Raw genomic sequence first — 14,258 nt, forward strand, 5'->3', positions numbered from 1 at the left:
TCGGGCCACATCGCAACTGGATTCCGGCCTGCGCCGGAATGACGGGCAAAAACCACACTTCCGGTGACCTCATGTCCGAACTCACTCCCCGCGAAATCGTCAACGAACTCGACCGCTTCATTATCGGCCAGCACGACGCCAAGCGCGCCGTGGCCATCGCGCTGCGCAACCGCTGGCGCCGCATGCAGCTGGAGCCGGGCCTGCGTGACGAGGTGACGCCCAAGAACATCCTGATGATCGGTCCCACCGGCGTAGGCAAGACCGAAATCGCGCGCCGCCTGGCCACGCTGGCCAATGCGCCATTCGTGAAGGTGGAAGCGACCAAGTTCACCGAGGTGGGCTATGTCGGCAAGGATGTCGAGTCCATCGTGCGCGACCTCGCCGACGTGGCCTACAAACTCACCCGCGAGCAGGCCATGAAGCGCGTGCGCTCGCTGGCCGAAGACCGCGCCGAGGACCGCATCCTCGACGCCCTGCTGCCACGCCGCCAGCAACAACCCACCGATTGGACGCACGATGCCGCGCCGGCCAACGACGCCCAGGCCGAGACCCGCCAGAAGCTGCGCAAGCAGCTGCGCGAGGGCGCGCTGGACGAGCGCGAGATCGAGCTGGACTTCGCCATGAACGTGGGCGTGGAGATCATGTCGCCGCCGGGCATGGAGGAGATGGGCCAGCAGCTGCGCCAGATGTTCCAGAACATCGGCGGCGCCAAGACCCAGCAGCGCAAGCTGGCGATCAAGGCGGCGCGTCCGCTGCTGATCGAGGAAGAGGCGGCCAAGTTGCTCAACGAAGAAGAGGTGCGCACCCAGGCCATGCAGGCGGCCGAGCAGAACGGCATCGTGTTCCTCGACGAGATCGACAAGGTCGCCCAGCGCTCCGAATGGGGCGGCGCGGGCGTGAGCCGCGAGGGCGTGCAGCGCGACCTGCTGCCGCTGGTGGAAGGCTCCACCGTGGCCACCAAGTACGGCCCGATCAAGACCGACCACATCCTGTTCATCGCCTCGGGCGCGTTCTCGCTGGCCAAGCCTTCGGACCTGATCCCGGAATTGCAGGGTCGCCTGCCGATCCGCGTCGAGTTGTCTGCGCTCTCGGTGGAGGACTTCAAGCGCATCCTGCGCGAACCGCACAACGCGCTGACCAAGCAGTACATCGCCCTGCTTGGCACCGAAGGCGTTTCCGTCCATTTCACCGAGTCGGGCATCGACCGTCTGGCCGAGGTCGCCTTCCAGGTGAACGAGCGCACCGAGAACATCGGGGCCCGCCGCCTGCACACGGTGATGGAGCGCCTGCTGGAGAAGATCTCCTACGAAGCTGCCGACAAGTCCGGCGAAAACTACGTGATCGACGCCGAATATGTCGACAAAAACCTCGGAACCCTGGTCAAGGACGAAGACCTCAGCCGTTACATCCTGTAAACAAGGGGTCAGCCCCCAGCTGTTAAAATTGTGCCCATGGGTAATGTGATTGAACTGAAGACCACCGGCCAGCGCGCCCAGCTGCGCGAGGCGCAGCAGCAGCAACTGCTGGTCCGGTTGTGGCGCGGCGAACTCGAACACGGCAGCTTCTGCGGCTACGTGGGCGGTGTGGGTCGTGAATTCTTCCTGCTGTGGGTCGTCGGCGACGGCATCACTTATGACGGCATGTACGTGATGCGCCATCGCGACGTCTCCGAACTGGAGGCGCCGGACAAGCACGCTCCCTTCATGGAGAAGGCGCTGGCGCTGAAGCACCTGTTGCCGCGACCGCCGCGTGGCTTCCCCCTGGATGACATTCGTAGCGTCATCCAGGCCGCCGCCACGCAGGCCCCGGTGATCGGCGTGCACGTGGACAGCGAGGACGAGTCCGAGGTCTGCTACATCGGCCGCCTGATCAACGTCGAAGAGGACGGCTTCAACATGCAGGAGATCTCGCCGGATGCCGAATGGCTTCGCGAGCCTTCTTTCTTCTCCTGGGACGAGGTCTCCACCGTCAGCATCGAAGATGGCTACGCCACTTCACTGCTTGCCGTGGCCGGCACGCCGCCACCGCTGGAACAGGGTGACTCGGGCGTGGGGCACGCGAACTGAGCGTTGCGTTCATGGGAATGGAAAAGGCCGCCTTTGGGCGGCTTTTTTCTTTTTGCTCGTCATCCCAGCGAAGGCTGGGATCTAGCGCCTTTGAAGCGTCCTACAAGAACGAAAGACACTGGATCCCTGCTTTCGCAGGGATGACGGCTTAAAGGCGACGCCCACTATCGCGAGGTCGCAGCCGACGCAGGCGCAGCGACCGGCGCCTTTGGCGCTTGGGGCACTCCGGCCCCTCTCACCTGATGCTGAAAGAAATACTCGATCAGGTGATAGGCGTGCGCGCGCTGCCCCGGCAGGTTGAGGCCATGCTTCGCGCCGGGGTAAGCCATGAACTGGAACTGCGTGCCCCGCTTCTGCAGATCGGACATCAGCTCGGTGGAGTGCACGAACAGCACGTTGTCATCCGCCATGCCGTGCACCAGATACAGCCGCGAGGTGAGTCCATCCAGCCAGGCCAGTGGCGAGCTGCGTGTGTAGCCGGCGTCGTTGTCCTGCGGACGGCCGAGGTACCGCTCGGTGTAGAAGGTGTCGTAGAGGCGCCAGTTGGTCACCGGCGCCACCGCCACGCCGCCCGCGAGTTGGTCGGAGGCCTTGGCCAGCATCATGGTGGTCAGGTATCCGCCGTAGCTCCAGCCGAACACGCCGATGTGCCGGCCATCCACCCACGGCTGTGATTTCAGCCATTGGATGCCCACCAGCTGGTCCTCCACCTCGACCGCGCCGAGCAGCTGGAAGATCGGCGTCTCGAAGGCCCGGCCGCGCCGCGCCATGCCGCGGTTGTCCAGGGTGAACACCACGAAGCCCTGGTTGGCCATGTACTGGTTGAAGTAGTCGCCCCAGGCGTTGGTCACCAACTGCGCGCTAGGACCGCCGTAGTACATGTTGAACACCGGGTACTTCTTCGTCGGGTCGAAGCCCGCCGGCTTGTACAGGCGGTAGTACAGGGTCTGCCCATCGGCGGCCTTGAGCGTGCCGAATTCCGGCGTGATCAGGCTGTCACGGTAGTGCCAGAACGGATGCTTCTCGTCGAGCTTGTTCGGCTCGATCCAGGTCAGCAGGCCGCCGTCCGGCTTGTGCACGCTCACCTGCGGCGGCGTATCCACGCTGGAGAAGTTGTCCACATAGAAGCTCGCGTCATGCGCGAACTCGGCCAGATGCGTGCCGGCGCCCTGGCTGATGCGCAGCGGCGCCTTCGCGTTGCTGCCATCGAGCTTCAACGCGTAGAGCTGGCGCTCGGGCACGGCGTCCTTGTTGGAGCTGACGAAGACCGTCCCGCTGTGCTCGTTCACCGCCAGCAAGCCATCGATCGGCCACTCGCCCTCGCTCACCGCATGCCTGAGCTTGCCGTCGAGCCCGTAGAGATACAGGTGGTGGTAGCCACTGCGCTCGCTGCCCCACAGGAAGGACTTGCCGTCCTTGAGGAAGGTGAGGTCGTTGTTGAGATTGATCCAGGTGTCGCTGTGCTCGGTCAGCAACGTGCGCTGCGCCAGCGTTTTGGCGTCGACCAGGCGCAGGTCCAGCTGCTGCTGGCTGCGCGGCATGCGCTGGTAGGCCAGGTGCTTGCCATCAGGCAGCCAGTTCACCCGGGTCAGGTAGATGTCGCTGTCCTTGCCGAGGTCGATCCAGCGCGGCTGGCCGCCGGTGGGCGACACCAGGCCGAGCTTCACCGCGACGTTTGGCGTACCGGCGGCGGGGTAGCGCTGGTCGATCACGTCGGTGTGGTCGGCGTACAGTTCGGTACGCTTGGTCACCTGCACGTGGCTCTCGTCATAGCGCTCGAAGGCGATGGCCGAATCGTCAGGCGCCCACCAGTAACCGCTGCTGCGATCCATCTCTTCCTGCGCGACGAACTCGGCCTCGCCGTTGTGCACGTTGCCGCCGCCGTCGTGGGTGAGCTGCCTGGCCTCGCCCGTGGTGAGGTCGATCACCCACAGGTTCTGCTCGCGCACGTAGGAGACGTAGCGTCCCTTGGGCGAGATCCGGGGATCGATCACGTTGTCGCCAGCGTCCAGCGGCTTCGGCGCCGCGTCGGGCGTGGCCAGCACATACACATAGAGCTTGCCGTTGATCGGAATCAGCAGCTGCTTGCCGTCCGGTGACCACTGGTAGCTCACGATGCCGCGCAGGCTTGCGGTGCGCTCGCGCTCGCGGCGCGCCTTCTCCGCATCCGACAGTTGCTCGCCGTTGGGCTCGAGCTTTTTCGAATCCACCAGCAGGCGTGTCTTGTTGTCCTTGAGCTGGTATTCCCACAGGTCCAGCTGGAACTGGTCGTCCGGCCTGGCGCGCAGGAAAGTGACACGCGTGCCGTCCGGCGAGATCCGCAAGCCACGCGGCTCGGCCCCGGCGAGGCTGCCGCCATCGAAGATACGTTCGATCGTGAGTTTTTCGGCCATGGTCGGCAAGGCCACCATCATCAGGGCGGCAAACAGGAGGGCGCGCATGGGTACTTCCTTGGGCGACGCATCGTGCGCAAGAACAAGCGGCGATTAGAACGCGTCGCGCCGGCGGAAACCAGCGGTTTTTTGCAGGAAAAGCGGGGAAATGGACTTTGTGAAGGTTGGCCGCTAGCGCATCGGCCAGGATGGATCGACGTGTGTGGCCAGCACCGTCATCCCCGCCAAGGCGGGGATGACGATCGAAAATTCGAACGGGCGTTACACCTTCGCCCCCTGCCCAAAGAGCACCTTGCGAGCCTCCTCGTCGGTGGTCAGGTCGAATCTGCCCTTGATCTCGTCGCCCAGCGCATAGGCCCGCTGCGTGGCCGGGCGCTCGCCAATCGCTTCAAACCAGGCCTTCAGATGCGGGAAATCCGCCAGATCCATGCCCTGGTTCTCATGCGGCACGATCCAGGGGTAGGCCGCCATGTCGGCGATCGTGTAGTCCTTGCCGGCGATGAAGGCGCGGCCATCGAGGCGCTTGTCGAGCACGCCATACAGACGGCGCGTCTCGTTGACGTAGCGGTCGATCGCATAGGGGATCTTTTCCGGCGCATAGCGGTTGAAGTGGTGGTTCTGGCCCAGCATCGGGCCCAGCCCGCCCACCTGCCAGTACAGCCACTGCAGCACCTCGTAGCGGCCGCGCAGGTCATGCGGCAGGAAAAGCCCGGTCTTCTCGGCCAGGTACTGCAGGATGGCGCCGGACTCGAACACGCTGACCGCCGCGCCGCCGTCTGCCGGCGCCTGGTCGACGATGGCGGGCATGCGGTTGTTCGGCGAAATGGCCAGGAAGTCGGGCGCGAACTGCTCGCCGCGCCCGATGTTCACCGGCTTGATGGCATAGGGGAGGCCGGCTTCCTCCAGCAACAGGGTGATCTTGTGGCCGTTGGGCGTGGGCCAGTAATAAAGGTCGATCATGGCAAATCCTCGGGGCGGTCGATGCGTTGATGGTCGGGTCGAGCGGCGGGGATTCAAGCCGGCGACCGGATGGGTCAACCGGCCGCTTCCGGCCTGCGTTCCCACTTTTGCGAACCCACCGGAGACAACGCATGACCCGCCTTCCCCGTATCGCCATGCTGGTGCTGGGCCTGGCCCTCGCCGGCAGCGCCCTGGCCCAGTCGCAGGGCAACACCCCGCCGCCACCCGAGGGCAACGCGGCCGGCCAGCCACCCCAGCGTGGCGGACGCATGCCCGATCCGCAGCAGCAGCTCGAACGGATGAGCAAGCAGCTGCAGCTGACCTCCGACCAGCAGGCCAAGCTCGCTCCGATCCTTCAGCAGCGCGCCCAGCAGATGCAGGCGCTGCGCGGCGACAACAGCCTGAGCCCGGCCGACCGCCGCGCCAAGATGATGGCGCTGATGCAGCAGAGCCAAAGCCAGATCGACGCCATCCTCACGCCGGCCCAGCGCGACCAGATGAAGGCGATGCGCGAGAAGGCGCAGGAACGCATGGAAGAACGCCGCAGCCAGCGCGCGCCGTCGTCAACCGGCGGCGGTTGAGCGTCCCGACCGGGTCACTCGTCACCGTCGTCCCCGCGTCGGCCGGGACGACGGTGAGATCCGCCATACCGACGGTTCGCCGCATCCCGTATCCTGCCCTGTCCCCGCAATGGCAGTGATGGAGCAGGCATGGCGCGCGTGGTCGTGGTTGGCAGCATCAACATGGACCTGGTGACGCTGGCGCCGCGTTTCGCCGAACCCGGCGAAACCATCCTTGGCGAGCGCTTCCTCACCGTGCACGGTGGAAAGGGCGCCAACCAGGCCGTCGCGGCGGCCAGGCTCGGCGCCGAGGTGGCCCTGGTCGGCGCGCTCGGCGCGGTCGCCTTCGGGGATCAGTTGCACGCTGGACTCGCGCGCGAAGGCATCGCGCTGGATCATGTCGCGCGCATCGCCGACTGTGGCAGCGGTACGGCCTCGATCACCGTGGCCGGCGGAGACAACCACATCATCGTGGTCCCTGGCGCCAACGCCCATGTGACGCCAGCTCAGATCGAGCGGGCGCAGTCGACGCTGGCAAGCGCCGACGCCATCCTGGTGCAGATGGAAATTCCGCTGGAGTCGGTGGAAGCGACGCTGCGCCTGGGCCACCGCCTGGGCAAGCCGGTGATCCTCAATCCCGCGCCGGCCCACCGACTCCCAACCGAATGCCTGCAACTGGCGCGCTACCTCACGCCGAACCAGCACGAGCTGGCCATTCTGCTCGGCGCCGATGCTGACGAAGACTTCCGCGCATTGATGCAACGCGCGCCGGCGCCCGTGGTGCTCACCCGCGGTGAAGACGGCGCGTGGTACCGCGATGGCGGTGAGCCGGTGCACCAGCCTGGATTCCAGGTCGCCGTCGTCGACACCACCGGCGCGGGCGACACCTTCAATGCAGCGCTCGCGGTGTTCCTCCATGAAGGGCTGCCGGTCGCGGTGCGCAAGGCCTGCGCGGCGGCGGCCTTGTCGGTGACGCGGTTGGGCGCCCAGGGCGGCATGCCGACCCGCGCCGAACTGGACGCCTTCCTCGCGAGCCGGGCAACCCGGTAGGACCGACGGGCGCGCTCAGTCCACCGGGCCCGGCGCGATCACTTCGCGCTGGCCATTGATGCCCATCGACGACACCAGTCCCGCCGCCTCCATCGCCTCGACCAGTCGCGCGGCGCGGTTGTAGCCGATGCGGAACTGACGCTGCACGAACGAGATCGAGGCGCGTCGCGACCGCAGCACGAAGGCGGCGGCTTCGTCGTACAACGGGTCGAGTTCGGCATCGGCGCCGTCCTCGTTGAACAGCTCGCCCGAGCCTTCGCTCGGCGGCCCGGCCAGGATCTCGTCCTTGTAATCCGGCTCGCCATACAACTTGAGATGCGCCACCACCCGATGCACTTCCTCGTCGGCGACGAAGGCGCCGTGGATGCGCTGCGGATAGCCCGTGCCCGGCGGCAGGAACAGCATGTCGCCCTGACCAAGAAGACTCTCGGCGCCCATCTGGTCGAGGATGGTGCGCGAGTCGATCTTGCTCGAAACCTGGAACGCCACGCGTGTGGGAATGTTCGCCTTGATCAGGCCGGTGATCACGTCCACCGACGGTCGCTGCGTGGCGAGGATCAGGTGGATGCCAGCCGCGCGCGCCTTTTGTGCGAGGCGCGCGATCAGTTCTTCGATCTTCTTGCCGGCCACCATCATCAGGTCGGCCAGCTCGTCGATCACCACCACGATCATCGGCAGCGTATCGAGCCTCTCCGGCACTTCCGGATGCGCCGGGAACGGATTGAGCAATGGACGTCCAGACGCCCGCGCCTCGCGCACCTTCTGGTTGTAACCGGCGAGGTTGCGCACGCGCAGATCCGACATCAGACGGTAGCGATTCTCCATCTCGCCCACGCACCAGGCCAGCGCGTTGGCGGCGAGCTTCATGTCGGTGACCACCGGCGCCAGCAGATGCGGGATGCCCTCGTACACCGAGAGCTCCAGCATCTTCGGGTCGATCATGATCATGCGCACGTCGTCGGGCGTGGCCTTGTACAGCATCGACAGGATCATCGCGTTGACCGCAACCGACTTGCCGGACCCGGTGGTGCCGGCCACCAGCATGTGCGGCGCCTTGGCCAGATCCGCCACCACCGGCTCGCCGGTAATGCCCTTGCCCATCGCCAGCGTGAGCAGCGACTCCGAACCGCGGTATTCCGCGGAATCGAGGATCTCCGACAGCGCGATCATCTGCCGCTGCTCATTCGGCAACTCCAGGCCCATGCAGGTCTTGCCGGGGATGGTCTCCACCACGCGGATCGAGCTGCGGCCAAGGCCGCGCGCCAGGTCCTTCATCAGCGCGACGATCTGGTTGCCGCGCACGCCGACCGCTGGCTCGACCTCGAAGCGCGTGATCACCGGCCCGGCCGAAGCGCCGACCACGGTGACCGGCACCTTGAACTCGCGCAGTCGTTGCTCGATCAGCTCGCTGGTTTCCGCCAGCTGGATCTCGTCGATCGCGGTGAACTCGAAGCGCGGAGCGCTGAGCAGCGACAACGGCGGCAATGCCACGGCCTGGCGCGACGGCGGCGTCGTGACCGGCGCGCGCGACGGCAAGTGGCTGACCGACGCCGCACTCAGTTCGTCGTCGTTGGCGGCGAACCGGCGTGCAGACGCGACTGGCGCGGCCTGCAGCAGCGGCGCGACCGAGGCCAGTTCTATCTCGGGCTCGCAGTCTGCCTCAACCACCTCCACCGGCGGCGCGGGCTCGGCCACTGGTATCGGCATCGGCGCGACCGGAGCCAGATTGCCCTGCATCGCTTCGAGTGGAGCAACCAGCGACGGCAGTGGAGCCGGCGCCACCGACGCCGGGGAGGGCATAGCCGGCGACGGCGCGCTCAGGGGCATAGACGCGGCGACCACCGTCGTGCTCACTGGCGCTGGCGCCGACGCCGCCATCGGCTGGCGCGCGTGCCTGGGCAGCAACCACGGCTCGCGTATGACCTTCTCGTTCCGCGCGGCTCGCCTTATGCCAGACAACGAGGCGGATGCAGCCGGTGGCTGGGGATGTGGCTCCGCTTGCTTTGCCGGCGTCGCCGCCTTGACCGGCGGCGCCGCGGTTACTGGAGTGCGCCGCTCGGCAGCAGGGGCGCCGCGCCGCGTGCGCGCACTTCGCTCGGTGCGGCGCACCGCGCCGCTCTGGCGTGAGCCCGGCAGGCGCTTGCCGCGCCACGCCGCCACCCATGCCAGCAGATGGTGCAGCACGAGTGCGAGACCATCGACAGCCAGCGACGCGCGGCGGAACAGCACGGGCCACGACAGACCCAGATACCACGGCAAGGCGACAGCGAGCACCGCCAGCATCAGCAGGCTGGTCAGCGAGGCGCCGAACAGGCCACCGAACGCATGCGCCAGTGCGCGACACACCGCGCCGCCCGCGTTCGGATCATCGGTGTAGTGGTCGACCACCAGGCCTTCCAGCGTGGCGCTGGCCAGCAACACCAGCACGGCGCCCAGCCAGAACCGAATCGTCCCTTGCCCCGCCTTGGCCGCCGTGCGGCGCGCCAACAGGCGCCGCGTCAGCTGCCGGAGCAGGGGAGCAAGCCAGAGAGTGGAGAGCCCGAAGCCGCCAAAAAGAATAGTGAGCATGCCTGAGAGATCGGTGCTGCCGCGTGCAAACTCAGCATGTTAGCGCCAAGCCGTCACACTCGTCAGCAGAGCATGGCGTAACGCCATGAAATTCAAGAAGACGGCTGGTTACTTGCCGATGCAGAACGAGCTGAAAATCGCCCCGAGCAGGTCATCGCTGGTGTAGGTCCCCGTGATCTCGCCCAGCGCCTGCTGGGCCTGGCGCAGTGCTTCGGCGGCCAGTTCGCCGGCCCGTGTGGCGCGCAGCACGTGATCCGCGTGATCGAGGTGCACGGCGACCTGCTCCAGCGCCAGCACGTGACGGCGACGGGCGCTGAAGGCGCCTTCGCCGCTGCCGGCGCCAGCCAGTTGCTTGAGGTGCTCGCGCAAGGCATCGAGTCCTTCGCCCGTCCTCGCGGACGCCCATACCCAGATCGCGTTGGCGCGTTCCTCGTAGCGCGCACCGGCCTGGTCGAGGTCGATCTTGTTGACCAGCACCAGGCGCTCGACGCTCGCAGGCAGATCGGCGAGCAGGGCGAGATCGTGTTCCGCATGCAGCGCGTCGGTAACCAGCAGCGCCACGTCGGCACGGACCAGTTCACCGTGGGCGCGACGCACACCTTCCTGTTCCACCGGGTCATCGGTCTCGCGCAGGCCAGCGGTATCGGCCAGTTCCAGCGAGATGCCATCCAGACTCACGTGCTCCCGCAGCACATCGCGCGTGGTGCCGGCGATGTCGGTGACGATGGCGCGGTCGCTGCCCGACAGCGCATTCAGCAGGCTGGATTTGCCGGCGTTTGGACGTCCAATGATCGCCACGCGCACGCCGTCGTTAAGACGCATGCCACGCTGTGCTTCGCGCAAGAGATCGGACAATTGCACGCCCAACGCGTCGAGCTGGTGCTGGATGAGCGGATCGGCGAGGAAGTCGATCTCCTCCTCGGGAAAATCGATGGCCGCCTCGATATGCACGCGCAGCGCGATCAACGCCTGCAGCAGCCCGTGCACCTTGCGCGAAAACACGCCCTCCATCGAACGCAAGGCCGCGCGCGCGCCAGCCTGCGAACGGGCGGCGATCAGGTCGGCCACCGCCTCCGCCTGCGCCAGATCGAGCTTGCCGTTGAGAAACGCGCGCTCGGTGAATTCGCCGGGACGCGCCAGCCGCGCCCCCATCGCGCAGACGCGGCGCAGCAGAGTGTCCAGCAGCACCGGGCTGCCATGCCCCTGCAGCTCCAGCACGTGCTCGCCGGTGTAGGACGCAGGCGCCGGGAAGTACAGCAGCAATCCACGATCAATCAGCTCGCCATCGCGCTCGCGGAAGGCGCTGAAGTGCGCACGACGCGGCTCGGGATCGCGACCCAGCAATTCGCAAGCGATGCCGGGCACGGCCGGACCCGATACGCGCAGCACGCCCACACCGGCGGCCCCGGGTGCGCTGGCGATGGCGGCGATGGTGTCGTTGCTGGTCATGGGCAAATTATGCCGGGTAGCCGAGGTTCTAAGGAGACAGGCGAGCTTGTCGCGAACACCGACCCTCATCACCGTGAAGGTGGCAATGCCACCGTAAAGATAGCAATGCCGCGGCCCTCTCCCGTGAGGGGAGAGGGATCAAAGCGTGGAGTGCGCGGCAGGTGATTTTAAGTCCTCAGTACGACGACGCCCCGCGGTGTAGCCGCTGTCCGTGAGGTAACACGCAACGAATTCGGCTTGCCGCAGTCATCAGCGCTTGTATGCCGCGCAGTGCTGCGCCCCCTCTCCGCTTCGGCGCGTTGCGGGGTAGCCGCTGTCCTTGAGGTAGCACGCAAACGTATCCGGCTGGCGCCAGTTCTCAGTGCTTGAATTCCACAAATCGCTACGAGGCCTTTAAGGCCATTTCTTTGGGTTACTTTTCTTTGGGCCAGCAAAGAAAAGTGACTCGAGCGCCGGCAGGCGATCGAAACGCCCGCCGCGTAGGCGGCACCCTGGCCCAATCGGCGACCACGGAGCGAAGAGCCAAAGTCACTGGATCCCAGCCTTCGCTGGGATGACGGGTAGGAAAGCGTGAGGGAACGATGCCGCAATCAGCGGCACCCTTAGTGCGCTCTACGCGCTTCATCCCGCCTTCGCAGGGATGTCGAGCAATGGCATGCGGTGTTGGAGAGAAGAAAAAAGGCCGCGTCAGCGGCCTTTTTTCCCGAAAAATGATGCAGCCACTCAGGCCGCCGTGGCCTTCTCATCCGCGCGATCCACGCTGCGCGTGATCAGCCACTGCTGGGCCAGGCTGATCAGGCCGTTGATGACCCAGTACAGCACCAGGCCCGCCGGGAAGAACAGGAACATGAAGCCGAACACCACCGGCATCACCTTCATCATCTTCTGCTGCGCCGGGTCCATGCCCGCGGCCGACGGCGACAGCCACTGGGTGGCCATCATCACCAGGATGTAGAGCACCGGCAGCACGAAGAGCGGATCGGGCGCGGACAGATCGTGGATCCAGCCGAAGAACGGCGCATGGCGCAGCTCGACGCTCTCCATCAGCACGCGGTACAGGCCGAAGAACACCGGCATGGTGACCAGCACCGGCAGGCAGCCCGACATCGGGTTGACCTTCTCCTTCTTGTACAGCTCCATCATGGCCTGCTGCATCTTCATCTTGTCGTCGCCGTAACGCTCCTTCAGAGCGTTCACGCGCGGCTGCAGCTTGCGCATCTTGGCGCCGGAGCGGAACTGCGCGGCAGTCAGCTTCCACAGCGCGCCCTTCAGCAGGATCACCAGCAGGATGATGGCCACGCCCCAGTTGCCGCTGATCGCGTGCAGCTGCGACAACAGCCAGTGCAGCGGCTGCGCCACCACGGTCAGCCAGCCGTAGTTGGAGGTCAGGTCCAGGCCAGGGGCGATGGTATCCAGCGTGCCCTGCGCCTTCGGGCCGATGTACAGGCGCGCGGCGGTCACCAGGCTCTGGCCCGGCGCCACGGTCAGCGACGGACCCATCGCGCGGATCAGGTACACGGGCTGAGCGGTGTCCGGATTGATCACGCCGGTACTGAAGGTGCTGGGTTCCTGCGCCTCCGGGATCCACGCCACGAAGAAGTAGTGCTGCAGCATGGAAGCCCAGCCGCCAGTGATGGTGTGGTTCAGCGGCTTCTTGGCGAAATCTGCGAACGGCAGAGTGGAGAGCTTGTCTTCCGGGCTGAACCAGGCGGCGCCATTGAAGCTGCGCGAGGACGGGTCGCTGAAGTTCTGCCACCAGGTCCTCTGCTGTACCGGCGCGACGCGCTGCAGCTGGCGATAGGCATTGCCCTGCCAGGCCGCGCTGCCGCCGTTCTCGATCTTCTGCTGGACGCCGACCACGTAGCTGCCGCGCTTGAGCGCGAAGGTCTTGGTGACCTTCAGGCCGGCTGCATCCTGCCAGGTGAGGTCGACCTTCAGCTCATCCTGGCCCTGGGCCAGCGCATAGGTGGTCTGCGCAGCCTGGAACACCGCGCGATGGTCCGGGGCTTCGCCCTGATTGCTGACCAGCCCGCTCTGCGCCACGAAGAACTGTGCACTGTCGTCATCGAGCAGGCGCACCGGCGGCGGTTCCGGTTGCTGCCGGGTGCGCGGCACGGACGAGAAGTCCAGCAATTCCGAACGCACCACGGAGCCGCCGCGGGTATCCACGGTCAGCCGCAGCACGTCAGTGGTGATGGTGACCAGTTGCGCGGACACTTCGCTGACCGCGCCGGGCTGCACGGCAGGCGCAGGGGCGGCGGCAGTGGCGCCCGGCACGCTGCCGTCGGCGGCAGCCGGGGTCGCTGCACCGGACGACGCGGCGACTACCGGCGGATGCCGGCCGTAATCCTTGTCCCAGGCGCTGAACAGCAGGTAGGCCACGGCCACCAGGGCGAAGAGGAGGAACGTACGCGTTTGATTCATCGCGGAGCAGATCCGGTGGATGCCGCGACGCCGGGCCGCGGAAGAGGGTGGATAAAGGTCAACGCACGATTGTGCCGGCCGCATCGCCGGGCTTCAATGTGGCGTCTGACCTCACGGAGCGCAGCTTCTTCCACAGCACGTCCAGTTCGGCGAGTAGCTCCGGGCCCGGCAAGCCGACCGCCTGCTCGCGCGCCATCACCATGAGGTCGACGGGCGGAAGCTCAAGGCGATGGCGCCGAAAGGATTCGCGCACCAGGCGCTTGATGCGGTTGCGATCCACCGCGCGCTTCGACACGCGCTTGGAAATGGCCAGCCCCATGCGGGGGTGATCCAGCCCGTTCGGACGATAGCGCACAGAAAAACAGCGGCCGCCGAAGCGGCCGCTGGCATGACGCAGAGCAGCGAAGTCACCGGCGCGACGAAGCCGCGCCTCGCGCGGCAGGCCGGCGGCACGCATGATGGGCGCGCCGCTTACGGGATGAGGCGCTTGCGGCCCTTCGCGCGACGGGCGTTCAGGATCTTGCGGCCATCGGCGGTCGCCATGCGGGCGCGGAAGCCGTGGGTACGGGCGCGCTTGAGCTTGCTGGGTTGGAAGGTACGCTTCGACATGGCTCTGTCCGAAGTTAAAGTGATAAAAAGGTTGGAAATTATGCCGGGCCTTTTCGGTCCCTGTCAAATGGGGGCTGATCTGGCTTGACAAAGGGCTGTTTACTTCCTGTGGATATCCATGTGGATATCCATGCCGACTGGAGGGGTTCGTGCTGTTAGACTTGCCGGTCCACCCCGCG

11 protein-coding genes are annotated in these 14,258 nt (G+C 66.2%); 4 read left to right on the forward strand and 7 right to left on the reverse strand.

Annotation, left to right across the window (positions count from 1 at the left end):
- The first annotated feature begins 71 nt into the window (after window positions 1-71).
- Window positions 72-1,415 (forward strand): ATP-dependent protease ATPase subunit HslU, encoded by a 1,344-nt coding sequence (hslU, locus tag DVT68_RS11425; RefSeq protein WP_114825357.1) that lies wholly within the window; start codon window positions 72-74, stop codon window positions 1,413-1,415.
- Window positions 1,416-1,451: 36 nt separating this feature from the next.
- Window positions 1,452-2,066 (forward strand): hypothetical protein, encoded by a 615-nt coding sequence (locus DVT68_RS11430; protein ID WP_114825172.1) that lies wholly within the window; start codon window positions 1,452-1,454, stop codon window positions 2,064-2,066.
- Window positions 2,067-2,230: 164 nt separating this feature from the next.
- Here the strand turns inward: DVT68_RS11430 and DVT68_RS11435 are convergent, their stop codons facing one another.
- On the reverse strand, window positions 2,231-4,507 hold the full coding sequence (locus tag DVT68_RS11435; protein ID WP_114825173.1) for a S9 family peptidase: 2,277 nt from the start codon (window positions 4,505-4,507) through the stop codon (window positions 2,231-2,233).
- Between the two features lie 213 nt (window positions 4,508-4,720).
- The gene (locus DVT68_RS11440; protein ID WP_114825174.1) at window positions 4,721-5,419 is read right to left on the reverse strand and encodes a glutathione binding-like protein; all 699 of its coding nucleotides are present in this window, start codon (window positions 5,417-5,419) and stop codon (window positions 4,721-4,723) included.
- Window positions 5,420-5,550: 131 nt separating this feature from the next.
- Between DVT68_RS11440 and DVT68_RS11445 the strand changes: the two genes are divergently transcribed.
- Together DVT68_RS11445 and rbsK are read left to right on the forward strand one after the other, a co-directional pair.
- Window positions 5,551-6,000, forward strand: coding sequence for a hypothetical protein (locus tag DVT68_RS11445; protein ID WP_114825175.1), 450 nt, complete (start codon window positions 5,551-5,553; stop codon window positions 5,998-6,000).
- 129 nt (window positions 6,001-6,129) lie between these two features.
- Complete coding sequence (gene rbsK, locus DVT68_RS11450) at window positions 6,130-7,029, forward strand: ribokinase (protein WP_114825176.1); 900 nt, start codon at window positions 6,130-6,132, stop codon at window positions 7,027-7,029.
- Window positions 7,030-7,044: 15 nt separating this feature from the next.
- Here the strand turns inward: rbsK and DVT68_RS11455 are convergent, their stop codons facing one another.
- The 5 genes from DVT68_RS11455 to rpmH form a co-directional block, all read right to left on the reverse strand.
- Window positions 7,045-9,597 (reverse strand): DNA translocase FtsK 4TM domain-containing protein, encoded by a 2,553-nt coding sequence (locus tag DVT68_RS11455; RefSeq protein ID WP_114825177.1) that lies wholly within the window; start codon window positions 9,595-9,597, stop codon window positions 7,045-7,047.
- A gap of 108 nt (window positions 9,598-9,705) precedes the next feature.
- Window positions 9,706-11,046, reverse strand: coding sequence for a tRNA uridine-5-carboxymethylaminomethyl(34) synthesis GTPase MnmE (gene mnmE, locus DVT68_RS11460; protein WP_114825178.1), 1,341 nt, complete (start codon window positions 11,044-11,046; stop codon window positions 9,706-9,708).
- Between the two features lie 723 nt (window positions 11,047-11,769).
- Window positions 11,770-13,470 carry a membrane protein insertase YidC gene (gene yidC, locus DVT68_RS11465; RefSeq protein WP_114825179.1) on the reverse strand — a complete coding sequence of 567 codons (1,701 nt, stop codon included), beginning with the start codon at window positions 13,468-13,470 and terminating at the stop codon, window positions 11,770-11,772.
- 58 nt (window positions 13,471-13,528) lie between these two features.
- A complete protein-coding gene (rnpA, locus tag DVT68_RS11470) occupies window positions 13,529-13,927 on the reverse strand; it encodes a ribonuclease P protein component (RefSeq protein ID WP_114825180.1) in 399 nt (132 codons plus the stop codon).
- Between the two features lie 14 nt (window positions 13,928-13,941).
- Window positions 13,942-14,079 carry a 50S ribosomal protein L34 gene (rpmH, locus tag DVT68_RS11475; RefSeq protein WP_019464789.1) on the reverse strand — a complete coding sequence of 46 codons (138 nt, stop codon included), beginning with the start codon at window positions 14,077-14,079 and terminating at the stop codon, window positions 13,942-13,944.
- Between the last annotated feature and the right edge of the window lie 179 nt (window positions 14,080-14,258).

The sequence above is a fragment of the Dyella solisilvae genome (assembly GCF_003351225.1).
Lineage (GTDB): Bacteria > Pseudomonadota > Gammaproteobacteria > Xanthomonadales > Rhodanobacteraceae > Dyella > Dyella solisilvae.